This is a genomic window from Sphingomonas sp. Leaf21 (genome assembly GCF_916858675.1).
GTDB lineage: Bacteria > Pseudomonadota > Alphaproteobacteria > Sphingomonadales > Sphingomonadaceae > Sphingomonas.
Window position 1 is genome coordinate 132,497 of sequence record NZ_CAKASM010000006.1, and the last position, 25,312, is coordinate 157,808.

General features: G+C 68.1%; 20 protein-coding genes. 13 read left to right on the forward strand and 7 right to left on the reverse strand.

Features of this window, described 5'->3' with window-relative positions; all coding sequences use genetic code 11:
• Nucleotides 1–5: 5 nt before the first annotated feature.
• The gene (locus LRP66_RS07975) at nt 6–2,273 is read right to left on the reverse strand and encodes a S9 family peptidase (protein ID WP_230481963.1); all 2,268 of its coding nucleotides are present in this window, start codon (nt 2,271–2,273) and stop codon (nt 6–8) included.
• Entirely contained in the window at nt 2,270–5,383 is a 3,114-nt protein-coding gene (locus tag LRP66_RS07980) for a glycoside hydrolase family 2 TIM barrel-domain containing protein (RefSeq protein WP_230481964.1), read from the reverse strand. The genes LRP66_RS07975 and LRP66_RS07980 overlap by 4 nt, the downstream gene beginning before the upstream one ends.
• 139 nt (nt 5,384–5,522) lie before the next feature.
• Here LRP66_RS07980 and LRP66_RS07985 point away from each other — a divergent pair, with 139 nt between their 5' ends.
• From LRP66_RS07985 to LRP66_RS08000, 4 genes are all read left to right on the forward strand, one after another.
• On the forward strand, nt 5,523–5,951 hold the full coding sequence (locus LRP66_RS07985; RefSeq protein ID WP_230481965.1) for a MerC domain-containing protein: 429 nt from the start codon (nt 5,523–5,525) through the stop codon (nt 5,949–5,951).
• A gap of 108 nt (nt 5,952–6,059) precedes the next feature.
• A complete protein-coding gene (locus tag LRP66_RS07990) occupies nt 6,060–6,959 on the forward strand; it encodes an ROK family protein (protein WP_230481966.1) in 900 nt (299 codons plus the stop codon).
• A 91-nt stretch (nt 6,960–7,050) separates the two neighbouring features.
• A complete protein-coding gene (locus tag LRP66_RS07995) occupies nt 7,051–7,599 on the forward strand; it encodes a glycoside hydrolase family 108 protein (RefSeq protein ID WP_230481967.1) in 549 nt (182 codons plus the stop codon).
• Nucleotides 7,596–7,847: a 3TM-type holin gene (locus tag LRP66_RS08000; RefSeq protein ID WP_230481968.1), complete on the forward strand. Its 252-nt coding sequence runs from the start codon at nt 7,596–7,598 to the stop codon at nt 7,845–7,847. The genes LRP66_RS07995 and LRP66_RS08000 overlap by 4 nt, the downstream gene beginning before the upstream one ends.
• Here the strand turns inward: LRP66_RS08000 and LRP66_RS08005 are convergent.
• Entirely contained in the window at nt 7,841–9,088 is a 1,248-nt protein-coding gene (locus LRP66_RS08005) for an aspartyl protease family protein (RefSeq protein ID WP_230481969.1), read from the reverse strand. The two genes, LRP66_RS08000 and LRP66_RS08005, sit on opposite strands and share 7 nt — an antisense overlap.
• A 114-nt stretch (nt 9,089–9,202) precedes the next feature.
• Nucleotides 9,203–10,729, reverse strand: a complete 1,527-nt coding sequence (locus tag LRP66_RS08010; protein WP_230481970.1) for a CpaF family protein — start codon at nt 10,727–10,729, stop codon at nt 9,203–9,205.
• A 109-nt stretch (nt 10,730–10,838) separates the two neighbouring features.
• Here LRP66_RS08010 and LRP66_RS08015 point away from each other — a divergent pair, with 109 nt between their 5' ends.
• Nucleotides 10,839–12,365 carry a S1C family serine protease gene (locus LRP66_RS08015; RefSeq protein ID WP_230481971.1) on the forward strand — a complete coding sequence of 509 codons (1,527 nt, stop codon included), beginning with the start codon at nt 10,839–10,841 and terminating at the stop codon, nt 12,363–12,365.
• On the opposite strand, the gene LRP66_RS08020 is transcribed toward LRP66_RS08015, so the two are convergent.
• Complete coding sequence (locus LRP66_RS08020) at nt 12,341–13,231, reverse strand: bifunctional transcriptional activator/DNA repair enzyme AdaA (protein ID WP_230481972.1); 891 nt, start codon at nt 13,229–13,231, stop codon at nt 12,341–12,343. The two genes, LRP66_RS08015 and LRP66_RS08020, sit on opposite strands and share 25 nt — an antisense overlap.
• A gap of 218 nt (nt 13,232–13,449) precedes the next feature.
• Between LRP66_RS08020 and LRP66_RS08025 the strand changes: the two genes are divergently transcribed.
• The 6 genes from LRP66_RS08025 to LRP66_RS08050 all read left to right on the forward strand — a co-directional run bounded on the left by LRP66_RS08025 (nt 13,450) and on the right by LRP66_RS08050 (nt 18,925).
• Complete coding sequence (locus LRP66_RS08025; protein ID WP_230482000.1) at nt 13,450–14,019, forward strand: F0F1 ATP synthase subunit delta; 570 nt, start codon at nt 13,450–13,452, stop codon at nt 14,017–14,019.
• A gap of 7 nt (nt 14,020–14,026) precedes the next feature.
• Nucleotides 14,027–15,556 carry a F0F1 ATP synthase subunit alpha gene (gene atpA / locus LRP66_RS08030; RefSeq protein ID WP_230481973.1) on the forward strand — a complete coding sequence of 510 codons (1,530 nt, stop codon included), beginning with the start codon at nt 14,027–14,029 and terminating at the stop codon, nt 15,554–15,556.
• A gap of 102 nt (nt 15,557–15,658) precedes the next feature.
• Nucleotides 15,659–16,534: a F0F1 ATP synthase subunit gamma gene (locus LRP66_RS08035; RefSeq protein ID WP_230481974.1), complete on the forward strand. Its 876-nt coding sequence runs from the start codon at nt 15,659–15,661 to the stop codon at nt 16,532–16,534.
• On the forward strand, nt 16,534–17,127 hold the full coding sequence (locus tag LRP66_RS08040) for a hypothetical protein (RefSeq protein ID WP_230481975.1): 594 nt from the start codon (nt 16,534–16,536) through the stop codon (nt 17,125–17,127). Before LRP66_RS08035 ends, LRP66_RS08040 begins: the two co-directional genes overlap by 1 nt.
• A complete protein-coding gene (gene atpD, locus LRP66_RS08045; RefSeq protein ID WP_230481976.1) occupies nt 17,127–18,599 on the forward strand; it encodes a F0F1 ATP synthase subunit beta in 1,473 nt (490 codons plus the stop codon). Before LRP66_RS08040 ends, atpD begins: the two co-directional genes overlap by 1 nt.
• Nucleotides 18,600–18,673: 74 nt before the next feature.
• Complete coding sequence (locus LRP66_RS08050; RefSeq protein WP_058746267.1) at nt 18,674–18,925, forward strand: ATP synthase F1 subunit epsilon; 252 nt, start codon at nt 18,674–18,676, stop codon at nt 18,923–18,925.
• A 225-nt stretch (nt 18,926–19,150) separates the two neighbouring features.
• Here the strand turns inward: LRP66_RS08050 and LRP66_RS08055 are convergent, their stop codons facing one another.
• A complete protein-coding gene (locus LRP66_RS08055) occupies nt 19,151–21,322 on the reverse strand; it encodes a primosomal protein N' (protein WP_230481977.1) in 2,172 nt (723 codons plus the stop codon).
• A gap of 84 nt (nt 21,323–21,406) precedes the next feature.
• Nucleotides 21,407–22,867: a sensor domain-containing diguanylate cyclase gene (locus tag LRP66_RS08060; protein WP_230481978.1), complete on the reverse strand. Its 1,461-nt coding sequence runs from the start codon at nt 22,865–22,867 to the stop codon at nt 21,407–21,409.
• A 400-nt stretch (nt 22,868–23,267) separates the two neighbouring features.
• On the opposite strand from LRP66_RS08060, the gene LRP66_RS08065 reads away from it, so the two are divergent.
• Both LRP66_RS08065 and LRP66_RS08070 read left to right on the forward strand, forming a co-directional pair.
• On the forward strand, nt 23,268–23,960 hold the full coding sequence (locus tag LRP66_RS08065; RefSeq protein ID WP_230481979.1) for a response regulator transcription factor: 693 nt from the start codon (nt 23,268–23,270) through the stop codon (nt 23,958–23,960).
• Nucleotides 23,957–25,312, forward strand: a complete 1,356-nt coding sequence (locus LRP66_RS08070; protein ID WP_230481980.1) for a sensor histidine kinase — start codon at nt 23,957–23,959, stop codon at nt 25,310–25,312. The genes LRP66_RS08065 and LRP66_RS08070 overlap by 4 nt, the downstream gene beginning before the upstream one ends.

Here is a 25,312-nt window from a genome sequence, read left to right on the forward strand (position 1 = left end):
CACCGCTATTCCTCGCCGCGCAGCGCCTTCAGGAAGAAGGCATATTGCCGCCGCATCGCATAGGCCACCGGCCCGGTGCTGCGCCCGGCGGTATGCTCGCCGCCGGGGACGACCAGCAGGTCGAAATCCTTGTCGGCCTTGATAAGCGCATCGACGACCTGCATCGTGCTCGCGGGATCGACGTTCGAGTCCTGCTCGCCGACGACCAGCATCAGCTTTCCCCGCAACTGCCCGGCATGGACCACGCCCGAGGCGTCCAGATAGCTCCGGTCGATCGGATAGCCGAGCCATTGTTCGTTCCAGTCGATCTTGTCCATCCGGTTGTCGAAACACCCGGCATAGGCGACCCCGGCCTTGTAGAATTCGGGGTGGAACAGCAGCGCGTTCAGCGTGCTCTGCCCACCCGCCGAGCCGCCATAGATGCCGACACGCGTGGTGTCGGCGGCGGGGTCCTTCGCATTCAGCGCCTTCATCCAGGCGATGCGGTCGGGAAAGCCGCTGTCCGCCAGGTTCTTCCAGGCGATGTCGTGAAAGGCCTTGGAGCGGTTGGCGGTGCCCATGCCGTCGATCATCACGACGATGAAGCCCAGATCGGCGAGCTGCTGCATCCCCATGACCTTGTCGCCGCCGGAAAAGGCGCCGAACGGCCAGAAGGCCTTGGGCACGAAACTGTCGTGCGGACCGGCATAGATGTTCTCGATCACCGGGTAGCGCTTGGCGGGGTCATAATCGCGCGGGCGGACGACCAGGCCGTAAATGTCGGTCTTGCCGTCGCGACCCTTGGCGGTGAAGCGTTCCGGCGGGCGGAACCCGGCGGCGGTGAGTGTGGCGATGTCGCCCTGTTCCAGCGTCTGGATCAGGCGGCCGTCGCGCGCATCGTGGAGTTCCATCGTCTCCGGCAGGTCGGTGCGCGAATAGACGTCGACATAGGTCGCCATGTCGGGGGCGAAGCGGACCTCGTGGGTCGCATTCTCGCGCGTCAGCCGCGTCAGGTTGCGGCCGTCGAAATCGACCCGGAACCACTGCTTGTAATAGGGGTCTTCGCCGGGCACGAAGCCGCTGGCCGAGAACCAGATTTGCCGCTTCTCGTCATCGACGCGCGCGATATCGCGGACCAGCCAGTTGCCCCTGGTGATCTGGCGAACGATGCGACCCGTCGCGCCATCGATCAGGTAGAGGTGCCGCCAGCCGTCGCGCTCCGACGTCCAGAGGATCTCGCGGCCCAGCCCCTTCACGTCATGCGACCAGATTCGGTCGCGGAAGACGAAGGTCTTCGCCGTCTCGGTTACGGCGGCATGTGCGGCGCCGCTGTCGGCATCGACCGCGACGATCTTCGCCTCGCCGAAACCGCGCTTCAGGTCGTTGAAGGCGAAGCTCTTGCTGTCGGTGCGCCATTCGGGGGCGGACAGGGTATAGGCTCCTGCGAACAGGCTCGAGTCGATTTCGGTGCGCTGGCCGTCCGCGACCCGGAACAGGACCGGGCTTTCCTGGTCCACCGCATCGCCGGGCTTGGGATAGAGTTGCTGGACGACCTCGGGCTGGACCTTGCCGGGCGGCGAGGCGAGGACGCGGGTGACCATGCGGGCATAGCCGGGGCGGATTCGCTGGAGTGCGATATGCCGGCCGTCGGGGCTCCAGGCGATGGTTTCGGCGTCGTAGAAATTGGCAGGGCTGCCGTCCTGGCTCCGCCAGATTTCCTTGCCGCCATGGCCCTGGCGCACGACCAGATTGTCGTCGAGGACCAGCGCCTCCAGCTTGCCGTCGGGCGACAGGCGCGGATGGTTGTCGGCGGGGACGCGCAGGTCGCGCACCACGCCGAAACCGCGCGGGCGGCCCGGATTGTCTGGCGGTACGATGGCACAAAGCGGCCGGGCGAGGACGCAATCATAGGTGACGCCGTCCTCATAGCCGATGGTGAAGCGGATCGCCGTGCGATCGGGCGAGTAGGCGAAATGCTCGAAGGGCAGGCGCAAGGGGTCGATGGCCTTCCCCATCACTTGCGCCAATGCGGGCGCGAGCGCGGCGGCGTCGAAGGCGGGGGCCCTGGCGCGGGTGGCGGCATCGACGTCGACAAAGGCGAACCCGCCCGCCACCGTCTTGCGATAATGGAAGTGCCGCCCGTCCGCGTCCCACTCGGCGGGCGAGGCGATGTCGCGGGTCAGCCATTGCCACTGGTCGCGCAAGGCCAGCGATCTGGTGATCCGGTCGGGGACATTCTGCGCGGCCAACGGCGATGCCGTGAGCAGCAGGGCGAGAATGGCAAGCCGCTTCACCGCGGTGCGCCGATCGTGAAGCTGTAGGTCAGCGGTTTCAGCGCGATGCGGTACGGCATGTGCGCGCGTCCATCGAGGTTCCAGCCGGTATCGCCGCCGACCCCGACCTGTGCCGCATCGATCAGCAGCGTGCCGTCGCCATGCGGGTAGATGTCCGAGCTGTGCGCCTTGGCGGGCGGCTTCATGGCGAGGTCGTCATAGGGGAAGGGCAGCGCGTTGACCGACAGCGGCTGTGCCCCCGTCACGCGAAATCCGGTGCCGTTGCCGTCCAGCTGGATCCAGCGCACATCGGTCTTGTTGCCGCTCTCCTGCGGCCGGGCATAGTCGTGATACTGGTCGGCGAGCTTACCCTCCCAACGCGCGATCATCGCGCCGGTCTTCCGGTCGGCATAGCTTTCCCAGGGGCCGCGCCCGAACCAGCGCACCTGCCCCGATTGCCGACCCGGCATCGCAAAGGCGAGACCCACCCGAAGCGGATCGGGCAGGGTCGCGCGCAGCGGCGTGAAGCGCACCGTCGCCGTCGCGCTGCCGTCCGGGGCCATGGTCCAGCGGGTCTGCATCTTGACCGATCCGATCCCCATGTCGTGATCGACCACGATCGCGTTTCCGTAGCGGCGCACCGAATCGACGCGGCGGTTGTCGGAGAAGGTGCGCCACACCGCATGGCTTCTGGGCACGTCCGCGCCCACGTCATTGTCGGTCGGCGCGCGGGTGAAATCGGGCGTGCCGCCGGTCAGCAGCGTCTTGCCGTCGCGCGCATAGCGGCGGACGAGGCCGGTCGCGCGATCGATCTCCAGCACGGCATCGCCGGCTTTCAGCGTTATCGCATCGGCGCTCTCCTCCGGCGCGACCGATCCGGCGGGGACGGCGGCGAAGGTCGGAGCGGAAAGCGCGAACTGCTCCCAGCCGATGACCTGGCCCGCGGGGAGCGGCGGAATCGCGCCCGCCTTCGTCCGTGCGCGCAGGATCAGCGAGCGCTCGGCGGCGGGGTCCTTGGCGGCGGGCAGGGCGAAGGACAGCGGCGCGCTCTGCCCCGGTGCGACCGAGGGCGTGGCGATGCCGCCCCGCGCCGTCTCGACGCCGTTCTCCAGCACCGTCCAGTCCAGCGTGAAGCGCGACAGGTCGATATGGTCGTGGCGGTTGACCACCTGCCAGCCGCCGCCCTGCTGGGTGAAGCTGATCGGCGACTGGACATGCGCCATCTCGTAATATTCCGGGTCGGGGGTTCGGTCCGACTGGATCACGCCGTCGCCGACCGGGCTGTCGTCGCCGTGGAGCCCGGAATCCGCGGGATCGGGATCGTAGTCCAGCCCCTGGCCCCAATAGGGACGGCCGTTCTTGTCCTTGAGGATCATCGTCTGGTCGACCCAGTCCCAGACGAAGCCGCCCTGAAGCTTGGGATATTTGCGGAAAGTGTCCCAATAACCCTGGAAGTCGCCCAGGCTGTTGCCCATCGAATGGGCGTATTCGCACAGGATCAGCGGCTGGGTGAATTCGGGGCGCTGGGCATAATCGGCCAGTTTTTCGACATCGTCGTACATGGGCGCGAAGATGTCGACATAGTCGTTGGTCGGGTGACGCCAGCCGCTCATGCTATAGCCGAGAAAATTGATCAGCCGCGTCTTGTCATGCTGGCGGATCCATTTCGCCGCCGCCTCGAAATTCGGACCCACGCCGCTTTCATTGCCCAGCGACCAGAAGATGATCGAGGGGTGGTTGCGGTCGCGCTCGACCATGCGCTGCACCCGGTCGAGATGCGCGGCGGCCCATTCGGGCTTGTGGCCGAGGTTCAGCGTCGGGTCGTTCTTCACCTGCGTGAGGCTGAGATAGCCGTGGCTCTCGATATTGGCCTCGTCCATCACGTACAGGCCATATTCGTCGGCCAGGTCGTACCAGCGCGGATCGTTGGGATAATGCGAGGTGCGGACCGCGTTGAGGTTGGCGGCCTTCATCAACGCGATGTCCTTGCGCATCGTTTCTTCGGAGACGACGCGGAAGCTATGCGGGTCATGCTCGTGGCGATTGACGCCGCGGATCATGATCCGCTTGCCGTTGACCCGCACCTCGCCGCCCGCCACTTCGACGGTGCGGAAGCCGATGCGGCGGCTGGTCGCCTCGACCAGCTTGCCGTCCGCGTCGAGCAGTTCGACCAGCAGCGTGTAGAGGTTGGGATCTTCGGCGCTCCACGTCTTCACGCCCGGCACCTCGGCGGTGATCGTCGCGGTGGTGCCGGTCGGCGTCGCGGTGCGGGTCAGCACCGTCCGCTTGCCGTCGAACAGGGTCGCGCGAACGCTGGTCGCCGCCGTCGCGCCCTCCAGATCGATCGAGGCCGACAGCGTGCCGTCGCGATAGCCGTTGGTCAGTCCGGCATCGATCCCCAGGTCGCGGATATGCGTCTGCGGCGCGGCATAGAGGGTGATCGACCGCTCGATCCCGTTGACCCGCCAGAAGTCCTGGTCTTCCAGATAGCTGCCGTCGGAAAAGCGATAGAGTTCGATCGCGATGACGTTCCTGCCCGGCTTGGCCGCGCGGCTGATGTCGAATTCGGTGGGAAGCTTGGAATCCTCCGAATAGCCGATCTTCTGCCCGTTGACCCAGAGATAATAGGCCGCCCCCGCCGCCCCGATATTCAGCAGCAGGCGCCGCCCGGCGAATTGCGCGGGCAGGGTGAAGTCGCGGCGATAGGAAGCGACCTCGTTCAGTCGATGCTCGATGAAGGGCTGGTTGCGTGGAAAGGGATAGCCGCTGCCGACGAAGACCGGTCGGCTCAGCCCTTCCGCCTGCAGGATGCCGGGCACCTTCACCGTGCGCCAGCCCGACACGTCGCGCGCCGGATCCTGGAACCCGACCGGCCGCGCCTCGGGATTGGGCGACATCTGGACATGCCACAGGCCGTCCAGCGACAGGTAATAGCGCGACTTGCCCGTGTCCCCCGCCAGCGCGGCGGCGCGCGTCTCGAAACCGGCAAAGCTGCTGTGCATCGGCGTGTTGCCGATATGATCGATCGCGGGGTTTTCCCATTCGGGTCGCGGGTCGCTGGACTGGGCGGACGCGCCATGCGCGGCGAGCGCTGACAGGCTTGCCCAAAGGGCCCAACGCTTGATTACCATATGCCGTGACTCCTCCGCTGCCGGGACAAGGTAGAATATACGGAATACAATTTAAACCCGATGAATCCGGCCTTGGGGCTTGCGCTTGGTGATACAAGATATCATTTGCGTCCTGCCGGGGCGGCGGAAAGGCAAGATCATGATCGGACACGGGAATGGCGAGGGACAGGCGATCGCGCTGCCGCCACGGACGGCGCGGCGTGCGTTGGACCATATGGCGATCTCCGCGTCGACCCTGTGCCTGTTCCATTGCCTGGCCTTGCCGGTCCTGATCGGTTTCCTGCCGTCGATCGCCACATGGATCGACCTGGGTGAGGCGTTCCACATCGTCATGCTGGCGATCGCCGTGCCGTTGAGCGCCACCGCCCTGCTGCGCGGCTGGCGGCGGCATGGCAGTGCGGCGCCGGTCATCGGCGGTGCGGTCGGGCTCGGCCTGTTGACCCTGGGCGTGGTGTTCGAGGGTGGCGTGGCGGGAACGCCGCTGACCGTCATGGGCGGCCTGGCGTTGGCGGCGGCGCATGTCCTGAACCTGCGGAGCGACCGTCTCGCCGCGCTGTGCGCGCTTTGAATCGCGGCATGACTGTCCCGGCCTTTCTTCCACGCCGCTCTTGACCCGGACGCTCGGTTTCGCGCAGGCGCAGAGCGCAGAAACACGGGTATCTCGCGGGAGAATGGAATGACCGAGGCACAGGATCGGATCGTCGCTGGCGTCGAGTTGGGCGGTACGAAATCGATTGTGCTGATCGGACGCGGGCGGGACATATTGGTGTCCGAGCGCTTGCCGACCACCACCCCCGCGATCACGCTGGCCGCGCTCGCGCAGCGGCTGGCCGAATGGCGCGAGCAATATAAGCCAGAGGCGCTGGGGATCGGCAGCTTCGGCCCGATCGCGCTCGACAAGACCGGCATGGACTATGGCCATATGCTCGCGACGCCCAAGCCCGGCTGGGCGGGTGCCGACGTGGCGGGCGCGCTGTCCGAGGGCTTCGGCGATCGGGTCGCGATTCACACCGACGTGACCGGCGCGGCGCTGGCCGAGGGGCAATGGGGCGCCGCGCGCGGCCTGTCCGACCATGTCTATGTCACGATCGGCACCGGCGTCGGCATGGGCATCATCGTCAATGGCCAGCCGGTCTCAGGCCGGATGCACCCTGAGGCGGGGCATGTCCGCGTCCGTCGCGTCGCGGGCGACGACTTTGCCGGGGCCTGTCCCTTCCATGGCGATTGCCTCGAGGGACTGGTCGCGGGGCCGGGGATCGCGGCGCGTGTCGGCCGTCCCGCGCAGGAACTGGCGGCGGACGATCCCGCCTGGACCTTCGTCGCCGATGCGATCGCGGAGAGCTTTGCCGGGCTGTTCCTGACGCTCGCCTGCGGCCGGATCGTGATCGGCGGCGGCGTGGGCGTCGGCCAGCCGCATCTGCTCGACATGGTCCGCCACGCGACGGTCGAGAAGCTGTCGGGCTACCTGCCCTTCGTCGACGCGGCGCAGGTCGCCAACCGGATCGTCCATGCGCAGCTGGGTGACCAGGCCGGACCGCTCGGCACCCTGGCGCTCGCCCGGTCGGTTCTGGACTGAGCACAATCCTCCCCATGCCGGGGGGATCAGAAAGCGCTGTCCTACAGCGAACCGATATGGTTCGTATCCCCCGCAAACGGGGGAGAGCGACATGGACGGTGAGGACATCGACACACTGATCGCGCAGGTGATCGCGCGCGAGGGGGATTATAGCGACCATCCCGCCGATCGCGGCGGCGCGACGCGGTTCGGGATCAGCGAGGCGGTGGCGCGCGCGGATGGCTATGCCGGGCCGATGCGCCGCCTGCCGCTGGCCCGCGCGGAGGCGATTTATCGCCGCCTCTACTGGACCGCGCCGGGCCTCGACCGGGTGGCCAGCCGCGCACCGCGTCTGGCGGCTGAGCTGTTCGACACCGGCGTCAACATGGGAACGGCGGTGTCGGCCGGGTTCCTGCAACGCGCGCTCAACGCGCTCAATCGCGGCGAGCGCGACTATCCCGATCTCACCCCCGACGGACGGATCGGCCCCGCCACGCTGGCGGCGCTCGATGCCTTTCTCCGTCATCGCGGACCGGCGGGCGAGGTCGTGCTGCTCAAGGCGGTGGAGGCCTTGCAGGGCGAACGCTATCTGACCCTGGCCGAGCGGCGTCCGGCCAATGAGGCGTTCCTCTATGGCTGGCTCGCGGATCGCCTGTCGTGACCGGGGAAGACGGCGCCGATGTCTGGACCCGGCGAGCGCGGCCGAGCTTCCTCTATGTCATGTACGCGCTGCTCTTGTGGAGCATTCCCATGGGGTTGCTCGCGGGGGTCCGTCCGGCGATGGCGGCGGCGATGATCCGGGGCATGGCCGCCTATCTGGCCGCCATCCCGGAGCCGCTCTATACGCTCTTCGGCACGGGCTATCTCGGCTACACCGTGGCGCGCGAGTGGGGAAAGCGGCGTCAGTAGAAGTGGGCGCGGGTCAGAGTCCGGTCCTGCCCGTCGCAGGTCCGGAGCGCCACGGTCGTGCCGGGCTTGCCCACCGTCCAGCGGGCGAGCGCGCTGTCGACATAGTCGCGTGGGATCGGCTGTCCGTCGATCGCGCAGATCGTGTCGCCCTCGCGCCAGCCGGTCCTGGCGGCGGGCCCGCCGCGCATGACGTGCAGCACCCGCAACCGGTCGCTCGCGACGCCGAGCAGCAGCCCGACCGTCGACCGTGCCGCCGGTGCGTCGGCCTGCGGTCCGGGCGACAGGATCATCCGCCCGGCGCCGGGATCGAGCAGCACGCGATAGCGCTGGAGAAAGCCCGAGCCGATTCGCCCGGCCACGCCGACCGATTCGCTGAAGCCCTGGGGCGGCTCGATCCGCACCTCCACCTCATGCGCGCTCAGCGTCCCCAGCCGGACGGTCGGCGCGATGGCGAGGTCGTTGACGCTCGGCCCCGCCAGCCCGAAGCCGATCGCGGTGGTCGTCGGCAGCGAGGTCAGCCGCGCCGCGCGCCACGCCGCCTGCGTCACGGTCAGCGCCGAGCCGTCGCCGGTATCGAGGATGACGGGCGACAGCCGCGCCGCGCCCAGCCCGACGACGCTTTCATAGACCCGCCGCTCGGGCGACACGACGAGCGGCGCGGTCGCCCCGGTAAAGGGCATCCGCCCCGACGCGATCAGGCGGAAGCGCTTGCCCGGATAATCGATGTCGAGCGCATGCGCGGCGAGCAGGTCGCGCCCGACCAGCAGATCGACGGCGGTCGCATCGCCCGTCGCCAGCGCGGGCAACGGCGCGACGGCGACCCCGCCGCCCCTGCGGCTCAGCCCGCCGAGCGACAGGGTCCGCGTCGGCATCCACCCGATCGCGACCGCACCGCCGATCGCGCTGGCCTGTCCACCGGGCCGTACCTTGCCTTTCACCGCCAGCGGAGAGGTCTGCGACAACAGGGTGAAGCTGACCCCGGTGTCGAGGATCGCGGTCAGGCTGCGTCCGTCGATCGTCATGGTGAAGCGGATCTGGTTGCCGGGCGTCAACTGGAACGGGATCCAGCGCGCCTCGGCATCGGGGGCGAGCGTGGTCACGCCCGGATCGCGCGCCGCGGCGGCGACGACATCCTCGACGACGGGCGCGGCGGAATGCTTGCCCGGGCGCGACGCCAGCGGCGCCATCATCGCGGCGGCGAGCAGCAGGGGCAGGGGAGCGAGATAGATCGGACGAGGCATCACCGCCCAACGCCTAGCCGAGGCGGAAGCTGCGCGCGAGGTGGTCCGGGGATGGCTTCTTCATCTTTCCCCCTCCCCCTCGGAGAGGGGCGGGGGAAAGATGAAGGAGAAAGCCTACAGGCAGGCTTCCAGCAGCGCCTTGTCGAAGCCGAACTGCTTGGCCTTTTCCAGCGTATAGGGGCGCAGCCCCGCCGAGCGATACTCGCCGATGATCTTTCCGTCGGTGCCCTCGTCGAGATATTCGAAGCTGAACAGCTCCTGCGTGACGATCACCGGGCCTTCCATGCCGATGACCTCGGTGATGTTGGTCACGCGGCGGCTGCCGTCGCGCAGGCGCTTGACCTGGATCACCATGTCGACCGAGTCGGCGATCTGGCGGCTGATCGCCTCCTTGGGCACCTTGATGTCCGACATCATCACCATGTTCTCCATGCGGGCCAGCGCCTCGCGCGGGGAGTTGGAGTGGAGCGTGCACATCGAGCCGTCATGGCCGGTGTTCATCGCCGCCAGCATGTCGAAACATTCGGACCCACGGATTTCGCCCAGGATGATCCGGTCGGGCCGCATACGCAGCGCATTCTTGACGAGGTCGCGGATGCTGATCTCGCCCTGTCCCTCGAGATTGGCGGGACGGGTTTCGAGGGGGAGCCAGTGCGGCTGCTGCAGGCGGAGTTCGGCCGCGTCCTCGATGGTCAGCACGCGCTCGCCCGGGTCGATCATCTTGGAAAGCGCGTTGAGCATCGTCGTCTTGCCCGAGCCGGTGCCCCCCGAAATGACGACGTTGAACCGCGACGCGCCCGCGATCTTGAGCAGTGTCGCCATGTCCTGGCTCATCGACCCGCCTGCCGCCATCATGTCGAGCGTGATCGGCTTGGCGGAGAATTTGCGGATCGAGATGGCGGTGCCGCGAAGCGACAGCGGCGGCACGATGACGTTGACTCGGCTGCCGTCCTTCAGGCGCGCATCGGCCAGCGGCGTGGTCTGGTCGACGCGACGGCCGACCGAGTTGACGATCCGCTGCGCGACCTGGAACAGATGCTCCTCGTCGCGGAAGCGGATATTGGCGAGTTCCAGCCGACCCTTGCGCTCGACATAGGTCTGCTCGGGGCCGTTGACCATGATGTCGGTAATATCGGTATCGGCGAGCAGCTCCTCGAGCGGACCCAGGCCCAACAGCTCGTCGACCAGCACCTTTTCCAGCGCGAACTGTTCGCGCCGGTTGAGCGTCAGCTTCAGCTCGGCCAGCACCTCGCCGATGATCGGGCGGAATTCCTCGGCCAGCTCGTCCTTGCCGAGCGTCGCCGCCGCTTCCGGATCGACGCGTTCGAGCAGGCGGGGGAGGACCTGTTCCTTGATGCGGTGGATCGACGCCTCGAAGCCCTCGCCGCGGGCGGGAGACGCCTCGACGCTGGCGGCCTGACGATCGGCCAGCCGCTGCATCGCGTCGGCGGCGGTGGCGGGCGGCGCAACCTCGACGCCTTCCAGCGCGCTGAGCGGCGGGAATTGCTGGCCGCCGGGGGCGGGCGCCTCGGCATCGGGGCGGGGCGCGGGGCCGGGACCATGCATCGGACGCGCGACGCCGAAGGCCGGACGGCCTCCCGCCGCGCTACCCACACCCTGACGACGACCGAACGCATTCATCGCGCAATTTCCCAAGCCATGGGACCCGTCAGTAATTGCCAAGATTTACCATATGCCTAACCGATCGCGGTTGCGGGGGATGGAAAGGGCACGATATGGCGCTGTTTCGATGCTCAGCCGGTCCGTCCTCACCCCCCTGTTTTCCGCCCTGCTCCTGCTGGTCGGACTGCTCCCCGTCGCGGCGGGAGCGGACGATATCGCCGCCACCGCGCGCGGGGTTGTTCGCGTGGTCACGATCGCGATGGTCGATGACGAGGTGGCGGGATTCGGCCACGGATCGGGCTTCGCAGTCGCGCCCAACCGGATCGTCACCAACGCGCATGTCGTCGAACTGGCCGAGCGCTATCCCGACAATGTCGTGATCGGCGTCGTCCCCTCGGAGGGGAGCAAATCCTATCAGGGGCGCGTCATCGCCTATGACTCGCGCCGCGATCTCGCGCTGATCGAGGTGAGCGAGGCGAAGCTGCCGCCCGCCGCGCTCTTCACGGGTCCGGTGACCGAGGGCGATCAGGTCATCGCGCTTGGCTATCCGGGCAATGTCGACCTGGCGACGGCGCAGTCGGCGGCGGATTATATCCGCCCGCTGTCGCCAGTGCGGTCGCAGGGCGTGGCCTCAGGCCGGCGCGCGCTGACCGGGATAGAGGTGCTGCTCCACACCGCCAGCATCGCGCGGGGCAATTCGGGCGGACCGCTGCTCGATCCCTGCGGGCGGGTGATCGGGGTCAATTCGGCGCTGACGCGTGCCGATGACGGCGATTCGACCTTCGGCTTCGCGATCGCCGATACCGAACTCATGGCGTTCCTGCGCGCGGCCAAGCAGCCCTATACGGCGGTCGGCGTCCCCTGCACGTCGATCGAGGAGCGGCTGCGCGAGGATAGCGCGGCGGACGCCCGGATGATCGCCGATGCCGCCGCCGCCAAGCGCGAGGCCGCCAACAGCGCCGCCATCCGCCGCGAGGAAGCGCTGAACACCGCCCGCGCTGAAGCCGAGCGGTCGCGGGAGAACGTCATGGCCATCGCCGCGCTGCTGCTGGTCGGCGGTGCGCTCGCGCTCGGCGGCGCGGGGCTGCTCGAATCGCGCGGGCAGCGGCGTCCGGCGATCTGGACCGGCGCGGCGGGGGGCGTGGCGATCGTCGTGGCGGTCGTCGTCTTCCTGCTGCGGCCCTCGGGTGAGATCACCCTGCCGCGCGAGGCCGCCGTGCTGCCCAGCGTCACGGCACCCGGCAAGGCCATGGGCGCGATGATCTGCACGCTGCAACCCGATCGCAGCCGCATCACCATATCCTCGACCGCCGAAACCCGGCTCGACTGGGGTGCGAACGGCTGTGCCGACGGGCATGTCCAGTTCCTGGAGGGCGAGGGGGGCTGGCAGCGGATCATCGTACCGGACGAGGAGCCGACGGTGACGGTGGCGCGGTTCGACCCCCTGACCCGGACCTATGCCCAGACGCGGTATCTGCTGCCCGCCGCGACGATGGAGGCGATCCGCAAGCTGCACCAGCCGACCACGCCCAGGGCGTGCGTCAAGACCGACACCGCGCTCCAGAATCTTCAGGGCGAGCAGGCACAGATTCGCCAGCTCCTGCCGCCGCTGCCCAATGAGAAGCTGGTCTATAGCTGCCGTTCGGGGGGCTGATCGCGCGCGGCGAGCGCCTGGGTCACCGCTTCGACAAAGGCGATGCGGCGTGCGCCGATCGGCAGGGCGGGATCGGGACAGGCCAGTGTCGCGATGCGCTCCCGAATGGCCTCGGCGTCGCCGTCGCCGAGCGCGTCGATCCTCGCGGCGGGGAAATGCTCCGCCAGCCGCGCGGCGTCCTCGTCGAAGGCGAGCCGGGCCAGACCCCGCACGGTCATGGCGACCAGCAGCTGTCCCAGGGGCGTGGCGATCATGGTCCAGGTGATCGCCGCGCCGTCCCCGCCGCGTCGCCACCGGCCGGGCGTCATGCCCCGGCGCGTCTCGCTGTCCGCGTAGAAGCGGCTGGGCGCGGCATAGCCCGCCTCGTAGAGCGCCGCCGTCACGCTGCCCTGATGCCGCAGCGCGATATCCGCCCGCTGGTTGCGGAGGCCACGGGCATAGGCGGCGGGCGTCACGCCGGTCGCGCGCTTGAACAGACGATGGAAATGATGCGGGGCATAGCCGACGGCCTCGGCCAGGTCGGTCAGCGCGGGGACGGTGTCCGCTTCCTCCAGCAGGGCGAGCGCGCGTGCCACCGCCAGCCGGTCGCGCGCGACCTGATCGGGCAGGCAGCGCAGGCACGGCCGGAAACCCGCTGCCCGTGCCGCCTCGGGCGTCGCGTGGAAGCGGACATGCTCGCGCCGGGGGCGGCGTGCGGCGCAGCTCGGGCGGCAATAGATGCCAGTCGTCCGCACCGTGACGACGAACCGTCCGTCGGCCAGACGGTCGCGGCGAGAAAAGGCGTCCCAGGCGCTGTCCTCGTCGATCGGGGTCGGGGCCGGGGCCGGGGCCGGGGCCGGGGCCGGGGAGGGAGGCTCTGGGCTCATGGCGGCCATCTTATCAGGGTCGCTGTGGCATTCATCCCACGGCTTGCGGCCAAAGCGGTTAATCTTGCGTCACGATCCTGTCACAAGATGCGCCACGCAGCTTGCATCGATTGGTTCCCGATGCTAACCGCCCGCCAACCCATCGGAGGCGCGTTTTTCGCGCCCCGTTCCCCATGGGGCCAACCCGTTCGTTGTTCGAGGAATTCGCATCCGTGGAGATGTCCGGCGGTACTATAAGCGGCACAGGCGGCATCCAGGCGAGCCTGGGTGGTCGTTATGCGCTCGCGCTGTTCGAAACGGCCGCCGAGCGCCGTTCGATCGATACGATCGAGGCGAGCCTCGTAACCCTTCGCGACGCGCTGGCCGCCGATGAGGATCTGGCCGCGCTGACCAAGAGCCCCGTCGTGGCGCGTGGGGCCGCCGTGAAGGCGATCCTGGCCGTGGCCGATACGCTTGGCCTGGATGCGATCACCAAGAATTTCCTCGGCGTCCTCGCCGAGAATCGGCGCCTGTCGGCGCTGCCGCAGATCATCCGTGCCTTTCGCCAGCTGGCCAGCCGCCATCGCGGCGAGGTCGCGGCCGAGGTGACGAGCGCCCACCCGCTGACCGACGCGCAGGTCGCCGAGCTGAAGCAGCAGCTGCGCACCCGCGTCGGCCGCGAGGTTTCGGTCGACCTGTCGGTCGATCCCGACCTGCTCGGCGGGCTTGTCGTCCGCATCGGTTCCCAGATGATCGATAGCTCGATCCGCACCCGTTTGAATGCGCTCGCCAGCGCGATGAAAGGCTGACGTTCCCATGGATATCCGCGCCGCAGAAATCTCCAAGGTCATCAAGGACCAGATCGCCAATTTCGGCACCGAGGCCCAGGTCAGCGAGACCGGCCAGGTGCTGAGCGTCGGTGACGGCATCGCGCGCATCTACGGCCTCGACAATGTCCAGGCGGGCGAGATGGTCGAGTTCGCCAATGGCGTGCAGGGCATGGCCCTCAACCTCGAAGCCGACAATGTCGGCGTCGTGATCTTCGGCTCGGACGCCGAGATCAAGGAAGGCGACATCGTCAAGCGCACCGGCACCATCGTCGACGTGCCGGTCGGCCGTGGCCTGCTGGGTCGCGTCGTGGACGGCCTGGGCAACCCGATCGACGGCAAGGGCCCGATCGAGGCGACCGAGCGCCGCCGCGTCGAGGTGAAGGCGCCGGGCATCATCCCGCGCAAGGGCGTGCATGAGCCGGTCCAGACCGGCCTGAAGGCGATCGACGCGCTCGTTCCCGTCGGCCGTGGCCAGCGCGAACTGATCATCGGCGACCGCCAGACCGGCAAGTCGGCCGTCGCGATCGACGCCTTCATCAACCAGAAGACGGTCAACGCCGGCACCGACGAGTCGAAGAAGCTCTACTGCATCTACGTCGCCGTGGGTCAGAAGCGCTCGACCGTGGCGCAGCTCGTCAAGACGCTCGAAGAGAATGGCGCGATGGAATATTCCATCGTCGTCGCCGCGACCGCGTCGGAGCCCGCCCCGCTCCAGTTCCTCGCGCCCTACACCGGCACCGCGATGGGCGAGTATTTCCGCGACAACGCGATGCACGCGCTGATCGTGTTCGACGATCTGTCGAAGCAGGCCGTCGCCTATCGCCAGATGTCGCTGCTGCTTCGCCGTCCGCCGGGCCGTGAAGCATACCCCGGCGACGTGTTCTATCTGCACAGCCGTCTGCTCGAGCGTGCGGCCAAGATGAACGACGCCAACGGCGCCGGTTCGCTGACCGCGCTGCCGATCATCGAGACCCAGGCGGGCGACGTGTCGGCCTACATCCCGACCAACGTGATCTCGATCACCGACGGCCAGATCTTCCTCGAAACCGACCTGTTCTTCGCGGGCATCCGCCCCGCCATCAACGTGGGCCTGTCGGTCAGCCGCGTCGGCTCGGCCGCGCAGACCAAGGCGATGAAGAAGGTGTCGGGCTCGATCAAGCTGGAGCTGGCCCAGTATCGCGAAATGGCCGCCTTCGCGCAGTTCGGCTCGGACCTCGACGCCTCGACTCAGAAGCTGCTGAACCGCGGTGCGCGCCTGACCGAGCTGCTCAAGCAGCCGCAGTTCAACCCGCTGCCCTTCGAGGAGCAGACGGCGTCGATCTTCGCGGGCACCAACGGCTATATCGACAACGTGCCGGTGGCGCAGGTCGTCCGCTATGAGTCGGCGATGCTGGCGTACCTGCGCAACGATCACGCCGATGTGCTGACGATGATCCGCGACACCAAGGATCTGGGCGACGAGGCCAAGGGCAAGCTCAAGGCCGCGCTCGACCAGTTCGCGAAGATCTTCGCGTAATTGTCCGTCACCCCGGCGAAAGCCGGGGTCTCGTGCCGCAAGCGCGCGCTCGAGGTGAGAGATCCCGGCCTCAAGCGCCGGGATGACGAAGTGGGAAACTAGATGGCGAGCCTCAAGGCCCTCAAGATCCGGATCAACTCGGTCAAGTCGACCCAGAAGATCACCAAGGCGATGAAGATGGTCGCCGCCGCCAAGCTGCGCCGCGCGCAGGAGTCGGCGCAGAACGGCCGTCCCTATGCCGAGCGTCTCGAAGCGGTGATGGCCGGGATGGCCGCGCGCGTCGGTGGCGTAGGCGCGTCGCCGCTGCTGGCGGGCACCGGCAAGGACGAAGTCCAGCTGCTGGTCGTCGCCACCTCGGAGCGTGGCCTGGCGGGTGCGTTCAACACCAACATCGTCCGCGCCGCGCGCCGCAAGGCCGAAGAGCTGACCGCGCAGGGCAAGACGGTGAAGTTCTACATCGCGGGCAAGAAGGGGCGCGTGCTGAAGCGCTTCTTCCCCAACGCGATCCTCGCCGATCACGACATGAGCACGATCAAGGCGGCCAAGTTCGACGACGCCCGCGAGATCGCCGACGACCTGATCGCGCGGTTCGAGCGTGGCGAGTTCGACGTGGCGCACCTGTTCTATTCCAAGTTCGTCTCGGCGCTGGTGCAGGACCCGGTTTCGCAGCAGCTGATCCCCGTGCCGATGCCCGCGCCGACCAAGGCCGAAAGCTCGATCGAGGCGGTCGCCGAGTTCGAGCCGAGCGAGGAGGATATCCTCGACGCGCTGCTGCCGCGCAACGTCGCGGTGCAGATCTTCCGCGCGCTGCTGGAGAACCAGGCCGGTTTCTACGGTTCGCAGATGAACGCGATGGACAATGCCACGCGCAATGCGGGCGACATGATCCGTCGTCTGTCGATCCAGTATAACCGCACGCGCCAGGCCGCGATCACCACCGAGCTGGTCGAGATCATCTCGGGGGCCGAGGCGCTCTGATGCGTCTCGCGCTCCTTCTGGGCCTGACGGTCGCGCTGGCCGGATGCGGCCGGGCGTCCGACCAGCCGAAGGAGACGCCCAAGGCCTCGCCGACGCCGTTCGTGACGGGCGGCTGGGCGACCGTGTTCGGCAATGCGCCGGAGACGGTCAGCCTGCTCGACCGGATGGGCTTTCGCATGAGCGGTTACGCGCCCGTTCAGGGTCAATACCGCGCGATCGCGCAGGCCACGCCGATGGCCGATCCGTCGGTGACGCCGATCAACATGGGCAACCTGATCGTCGAGGGCGATGCGAAGCGGCTGAACGAGATCCGCTTCTCGCTCGACCTCGTCAATCTCGACACCAGCCCGTTCGCGAAGACCCAGTTCATCCGCTGGCTGACCAAGCCGATGGATCAATTGGGCCTGGACGGCAAGGATGCGGTTACCGCCGCGATCCAGACCGAAAGCGCCACCACCGGCCACCTGACCGGCGCCGATTACCGTGTTACCCGTGACAAGATCGACGGTGGCCGCCGTCTGGTCGTAACCTTTACCCGCCCCGAAGCCCGCCCCGAAGCTATGTCGGGCTCTACCGAACCAAGGAAGCAATGATGGCAACCGCCGCTGAGGACATCCGGCCGACCACGGCCACCAACAATGTCGGCACGATCGCCCAGGTCATCGGCGCGGTCGTCGACGTTCACTTCCCCGATCACCTGCCCGCGATCCTGTCGGCGCTGGAGACGGACAATAACGGCAACCGTCTGGTGCTCGAAGTCGCGCAGCATCTGGGCGAGAACACCGTCCGCACGATCGCGATGGACACGACCGAGGGTCTGACCCGCGGCCAGAGCGTGACCGACACCGGCAACCAGATCCAGGTTCCGGTCGGCCCCGCGACGCTGGGCCGCATCCTGAACGTCGTCGGCGAGCCGATCGACGAGCGTGGCCCGGTCGCCACCGACCTCCGCGCGCCGATCCACGCCAAGGCGCCCGAGTTCATCGAGCAGTCGACCGAGAGCGCGATCCTGGTCACCGGCATCAAGGTCATCGACCTGCTGGCTCCGTATGCGAAGGGCGGCAAGATCGGCCTGTTCGGTGGTGCGGGCGTCGGCAAGACCGTGCTGATCCAGGAACTGATCAACAACATCGCCAAGGGCCATGGCGGCACCTCGGTGTTCGCGGGCGTCGGGGAGCGGACCCGCGAGGGCAACGACCTGTATCACGAATTCCTCGACGCGGGCGTGATCGCCAAGGACGCCGAGGGCAACGCGATCAGCGAGGGCTCGAAGGTCGCGCTGGTCTATGGCCAGATGAACGAGCCGCCTGGCGCCCGTGCGCGCGTCGCGCTGTCGGGTCTGGCGATCGCGGAATATTTCCGCGATCAGGAAGGCCAGGACGTGCTGTTCTTCGTCGACAACATCTTCCGCTTCACCCAGGCGGGTGCGGAAGTGTCGGCGCTGCTGGGCCGCATTCCGTCGGCGGTGGGCTATCAGCCGACGCTGTCGACCGACATGGGCGCGCTGCAGGAGCGCATCACCTCGACCAACAAGGGTTCGATCACCTCGGTGCAGGCCGTGTACGTGCCCGCCGACGACTTGACCGACCCGGCGCCCGCCACCTCGTTCGCCCACCTGGACGCGACGACCGTGCTCAACCGCGCCATCTCGGAGCTGGGCATCTACCCGGCCGTCGACCCGCTCGACTCGACCAGCCGCGTGCTGGAGCCGCGCATCGTCGGCCAGGAGCATTACGAGACGGCGCGTGCGGTCCAGTCGCTGCTCCAGCGCTACAAGGCGCTGCAGGACATCATCGCGATCCTGGGCATGGACGAGCTGTCCGAAGAGGACAAGCTGACCGTCCAGCGCGCCCGCAAGATCCAGCGCTTCCTGTCGCAGCCCTTCCACGTCGCGGAGGTCTTCACCGGCATTTCGGGCAAGTTCGTCCAGATCGAAGACACGATCCGTTCGTTCAAGGCCGTGGTCGACGGCGAATACGACCATCTGCCGGAAGCGGCCTTCTACATGGTCGGCGGCATCGACGAAGCCGTCGCCAAGGCCGAGAAGCTGGCGCAGGACGCCTGATGATCTGGGGGGACGGTTCGCGCCGTCCCCTCTTTCCTCTCCCCGACCGGGAGAGCGATGCGAGATTTTAGACCATGCTGCACTTCGAACTCGTCACGCCCGAAAAGCTCCTCCGCTCGGAGGAGGTGCATATGGTGGTCGTCCCCGGCACCGAGGGCGATTTCGGCGTGCTGGAGGGCCATGCGCCCTTCATGTCGACCATCCGCGACGGCGCGATCCAGGTGTACCGCACCGAAAAGGGCGAACCGGAGTCGATCCAGATCCGTGGCGGCTTCGCCGAGGTGGGGCCCAAGGGCCTGACCGTGCTGGCGGAGCATGCTGGGTAATCCGGGTTTTCCGGTTCTTGGATTTGAAACGGTCGCGGCGAAAGTCGCGGCCGTTTTCGTTTGTGGGTTTGGAAGGCCAAGCGAAACCGGCAGAACCAGGCACGCCCCTCCCGCAAGCGTGAGGGGATGGGGGAGGGAAGGCCACAATGCGATGGTCTCGGTGAGACTCCTTGCCCTCCTCCGGCCCCTCCCGCCTGCGGGAGGGGGGTAAGAAGGGGGCGGTTCCTACAAAAAGCTGTACGGGTCCACGTCCACCGCGACCCGCACCTTGGGCGTCCATTCCAGGCCGCCGAGCCATTCCCGGATCACATCCTGCACCGCCAGCGCGCGCCGGGCGTGGACCAGCAACCGATAGCGATGCCGCCCGCGCAGCATCGCCAGCGGCGCGGGGGCGGGGCCGAAGACGTGCATCCCGTCGACCTTGGGCGCCGCGCGTGCGATCAGCCCGGCGGTGGATTGCGCCGCGCCCTGGTCTTCCGACGACACGATGATCGCGGCATAGCGTCCGAAGGGCGGCGCATCGGCATCCCGCCTCGCCTCCGTCTCCGCCGCATAGAAGGCGTCGGCGTCGCCGGTCACCAGCGCCTGCATGACCTGCGCCTTGGGACTGTGGGTCTGGATGAAGACATGGCCCGGCTTGGCGCCGCGTCCCGCTCGCCCCGATACCTGCCGGATCTGCTGAAAGGTCCGCTCCGCCGCGCGCAGGTCGCCGCCATCCAGCCCCAGGTCCGCGTCGATCACGCCGACCAGGGTCAGATTGGGGAAGTGATAGCCCTTGGTGATGAGCTGCGTGCCCACCACGATGTCGATATCGCCCGCTTCCATCCGCCCGACGAACTCGGCCGCCTTGGCGGGGGACCAGATGGTGTCGGAAGTGACGACCGCGATCTTCGCGTCGGGGAAGAGCGCGGTTGCCTCGTCCGCGATCCGCTCGACGCCGGGGCCACAGGCGACCAGCGTGTCCTCGCCATCGCATTCGGGGCAGGCGCGCGGGGTCGGCAGGACATGGCCGCAATGGTGGCAGGCCAGCCGACGTGTCAGCCGATGCTCGACCATCCAGGCGGTGCAATTGGGGCATTGGAACCGGTGCCCGCAGGTCCGGCACAGGGTCAGCGGGGCGTAACCGCGCCGGTTGAGATAGAGCAGCGACTGTTCGCGCTTCTTCAGCACCTCCTTCATCGCCGCGACCAGCTTGGGGGCGATCCAGCGGCCGCGTTCGGGCGGGTTCTGGATCAGGTCGATCGCCTCGATCGTCGGCATCTGCGCTGGGCCGAAGCGACCGGGCAGCTTGACCTCGGTATAGCGGCCCAGCGCCACCTGCTGCCGCGTCTCGATGGCGGGGGTGGCCGACGCCAGGATGACCGGGCAGGGTTCGAACTTGCCGCGCATCACCGCCACGTCGCGGGCATGGTAATGGACGCCGTCCTCCTGCTTGAAGCTGGTCTCATGCGCCTCGTCGACGACGATCAGGCCGAGATTGGCATAGGGCAGGAACAGCGCGGATCGCGCGCCGACCGTCACCAGGCCCTGGCCGCTGGCGATGGCGCGCCAGGCGCGTCGCCGCTGCGAGGCGCGCAGGCCCGAATGCCAGGCGACGGGCTCGCAGCCGAAACGTTCGTGGAAGCGCTTGAGGAACGGCTCGGTCAGTGCGATTTCGGGAAGCAGGACAAGGACCTGCCGCCCCTCGGCGATCGCCTCGGCCACCGCCTCGAAATAGACCTCGGTCTTGCCCGACCCGGTGACGCCGTCGAGCAGCACCGGCTGGAACTCATGCGCCGCGACGCCCGCGACCAGCGTGTCCGCCGCCGCACGCTGGTCTTCGGACAGGACCGGGCGGTGGTGATCGGGGGCGGGCACGGGGAAGGGACTGTCGATATCGACCTCCACCCCCTCGATCGCGCCGTTCTTGACCAGGCCCCGGATCACCGCGTCGGAGACATCGGCCATCGTTGCCAATTCGCGGATCAGCCCCTGGCGGTCGCCGATCCGCTCCAGCGCCTGGGCGCGCTGCGGCGTCAGCCGGTCGGGGACATGGCCGGTGACGCGATATTCGGTGACGGTCCGCGCGCCCTCCAGCGCGGAGGTGGAGGACAGGGCCATCCGCACCACCGCGGCGGGCGGCGCGAGATAATAGTCCGCCGTCCACTCGATCAGCCGACGCAGCGCATCGGGCAAGGGCGGCGCGTCCGAGACTCCGAGCAGCGGGCGCAGGCGATTGTCGCCGACCTCGGCATCGGACGGCATCCGCTCGGGCTCCCAGACGACGCCCAGTAGCTGGCGCGGCCCGAGCGGCGCGACGACGATCGAACCCGGCTCGACCGTCATGCCATGGGGCACCCGATAGTCGAGGGGGCCGAGCGCGGAGTTCAGGACGAGGACGCGGGCACGCGAGGACATGGACCCGCTATATGGGGCGCGGGGTCGCGGAGGAAAGGGTATGATGCGCCGCGTGTCCGCGCCCGAGCAGGGGAGGGACGGGTTTCAGCCTGCCCGGCGTCGATCGCCACGGCGCCGTTCGCCCACCCGGTCGCGCTTGGCGGCATAGAGGCGGGTGTCGGCATGATGCATGAAATCGCGGATCGTCCGGCAGTCGTCGGGCCGCAGCGTCACGCAGACCGAACCCGCGCAGGTCATCGTCAGTTCGCCGAGCGAGATCGAGATGGTCAGCAGGGTTTCGATCCGGGCGCGCAGCGTCTCGGGCTGTGCAAGCAGTGCGGGATCGTCGACGATCACGCCGAACTCGTCACCGCCCAGCCGGGCGACGAAACAATCCTTCAGCCAGTCGGTGCGCAGCCGCTGTCCCACCATGCGCAGCACCTCGTCCCCGGCGGGATGGCCCAGCGTGTCGTTGATCAGCTTGAACCCGTCCAGGTCGATCAGCACGAGTCCGAGCGCGCGGCCCTTCGCGCTGGCCGTGCCGATCGCGGTCTCCAGCTCGCGGTCGAAGGCGGCGCGATTGGACAACAGGGTCAGGGCATCGGTGTCGGCGTTGCGGCGAAGCTGGACCTCCAGCGCGTGACGCTCGGTCACGTCCTGGAACATGCCGACCAGGCTGTCGGGACGGCCCTTCGCCATCTCGCGCTCGCCCATCACCCGGACGCGGCGCTGGCGGCCCAATGCCGTCACGAAATCCAGTTCGATATCGAAGGAGTCTCCGGTCCGGGCGGCGGCCTCCATCGTGCGGCGCAGGATCTCCCGCGATTCCGGTGGGTAGTAGGACAGGCCCTCTTCGATCTCGACCGGCTTGCCCGGTGGCAATTCGTGGATGCGATAGACGCCCTCCGACCAGGCGGCATGGTTATCGGCCAGGCGAATACGCCAGGAACCGATCAGCGCCAGCCGTTCGACCTGACGCACCGTCCGTTCCTTCGCGCGCAGATCCTCCGCCTGGCGTTCGCTGAGCTCGGCCATCGCGGTCGCGCGCCGGGCGATCGCACGGGCGGCGATCAGCGCCTCGGCGAGCCGCGCAAGGTGGCGCAATGTCCGCTCCCCCGCCGGATTGAGCGAGCGCGGGGTCGCGTCCATCACGCAAAGCGACCCGATGGCCTGGGGCGCACCGTCGAGATCGGGCACATGGATCGGCATCCCGGCGTAGAAGCGCGTGCCCGCGTCGCCGGTGACGAAGGGATTATAGGCGAAGCGCGCATCTTCGGTCAGGTCGGGTACGATCAGCATGTCCGCCGAGCGGATCGTCTGGTCACAAAAGGCGACGCTGCGCGGCATCTGGCTGGGCAGTCCGCCGATCGCCGACTTGACCCAGAAGCGGTCGCGATCCGCGAGGGTCAGCGCCGCCACCGGGCAGTCGAGCATGTCGGCCGCCAGCGAGACGAGCGAGTCGAACTCCGCCTCCGGCTCGCTGTCCAGCAGGGCATGGGCCTGCAGCGTTGCCAGGCGTCGCTCCTCGGCGGTCGACGCATCGGGCGAAAGGGGAGCGATCAACATGATGGTGGGACCATAAAGCAAAGAATTATCAAAAGTTTAAACGGGTAAGGCGAATCGCGCTGCCGATCCGGTCCAAATACGGAGCTTTTTTCGATCACCGTGCCGCAGCTGCGTGCCCGGTGCGGGTAAATGCATGACGTATTTGTCACATTATGGTCACTCCGGGGTATCCCCGCGCGCTGTAGCCCGATGTCACGCAGTTCAAAGAGCTCGGTGCCCGACACTCCCGGGGGTGCCGTCGGGGCCGGCGGAGAGCGTGCTTTCCGCCGGCCTTTTCCCGGCCCGTCAGACGGTCCCTTCCTCTTCTTCAGGCGGGCGGATCGGCGGCGGCCAGCGGGCTCGAGAATGCCGAACGACGTCGTTGGAGCGAATATCGCCCTATGCCGGAGCAGACGAACCGATGAGCCGCAAGATCCTGATCGTCGAAGACGATGCCTCCACCGCCGCCTATGTCGCCAAGGGACTGGCCGAGGCGGGCTATGCCGTCGAACAATGCGGGGATGGCCGCGACGGCCTGTTCCTGGCGAGCGAAGGCATATTCGACCTCATCATCGCCGACCGGATGCTGCCGCGCCTCGACGGGCTGGCGATGGTCAGCGCGATCCGCGCGGCGGGCATCTCCACGCCGGTGCTGATCCTGTCCGCGCTGGCCACGGTCGACGACCGGGTCGACGGGCTGAAGGCGGGGGCGGACGATTATCTGTGCAAGCCCTTCTCCTTCGCCGAATTGTCGGCACGGATCGAGGCGCTGGTCCGCCGCTCCGACCGCGCGGCGTCCGAGCCGACGCGTACCAAGCTGTCGGTCGGCGATCTGGAGATCGACCTGCTCGCGCGTACCGTTACCCGCGCGGGCAAGATCATTCCGGTCGGCGCGCGCGAATTCAACCTGCTCGAATTCCTGGCGCGACATGCGGGCCAGGTCGTCACCCGCACGATGATGCTGGAGAAGATCTGGAACTATCATTTCGACCCAGGATCGAACGTGGTCGACGTCCATATCGGTCGTCTCCGGCGCAAGCTGGAGGAAGGTTTCGGCAGCCCGATCCTCCACACGGTTCGCGGTGCGGGCTACAGGCTGGCCGTCGAGGGGTGAAGCTACGGCTGACGATCTCGGCGCGGATCGCGCTGCTGTCGATCATCCTGGCGCTGGTGTCCAATCTCGCGCTGGTCGGTTTCATCTGGAAGCAGACCAGCGCCGATGCGGTCGCGGCGCTCCACCGTGAGATCGTCGAACAGGCGGACGCGTTGCGCGCCGTATGGCGGACCGGCGCGCTCCCCGCATTGGCGGATGCGATCACCGAGGCGCGCGAGCCCGGCGACGTGTCGCTCGTCCTTGCCATATTCGACGCGCGCGGGCACCGGATCGCGGGCTATGCGCCGCGTCATCTGGCGGTCGCGCTGACCGATACGCCGTTCCGGATCGCGGTGCTCGGGCGTGACGGCGTATGGGCGTCGCGCGAGGCGGGCTATACGCTCCACCCGATCGGCGACGACTGGCTGTTGGTCGGACGCCCGCTCGACCTGATCGAGGCGCAGCAGGTGGCGATCGAGCGTGCGCTCGCGCTGGCGGTGTTCCTGTCGCTGATGCTGGGGGCGGGGACCGGGCTGGTCCTGGCGCGCTATGTCTCGGGGCGGCTCAACACCATCGTCGCGGTGATGGACGCGGCGGGCGAGGGCGACCTGTCGCGGCGCGTCGCGCTGGTCGGTGGCAGCGACAGCGATGGCGACGCATTCGACCGGCTGGCGATGCGGCTGAACGCGATGCTCGGCAAGATCGAGCAGTTGATGGCCGAACTGCGCGTCGTGACCGACAGCCTGGCGCACGACCTGCGCTCGCCGCTCGCGCGGCTGCGCACCAAGACCGAACAGGCGGTCCTGATCGCCGACCCGGCCCAGCGCGAGGCCGCGCTCGGCGGGCTCCTGGTCGAAACCGACCTGATCATGCGGATGCTGACCATGGTCATCGAGATCAGCCGGTCCGAGTCGGTCACGCGCGACCGCTTCACCCTGGCCGCACCGGTCGAACTGGTCGAGGAGATCGGCGAGCTTTACGCCCCCGTCGCCGAGGATGCGGGTCTGCGCTTCCTGGTCGAGGTCGAGGCGCGACCCGCGCCGCTGCCGCTCCACCGCGAGTTGATGAGCCAGGCGTTGTCCAACCTGATCGACAATGCGCTGAAACACGGTGCGTCGGGCGGGCAGGTGACGCTGAGGCTCAGCGAGGGGGCGGAAGGCATCGTCTTCCAGGTCGAGGATCGCGGGCCCGGCATCGCCGAGGCGGACCGGGCGCAGGCGCTCAAGCGCTTCGGCCGACTCGACACCGCGCGAACGACGCCGGGTGCGGGGCTGGGCATGGCGCTGATCGAGGCGGTGGCGCGGCTGCACGGCGGGCGATTCGAACTGGGCGACAATGCGCCGGGCCTGATCGCACGGCTGATCATTCCGTAG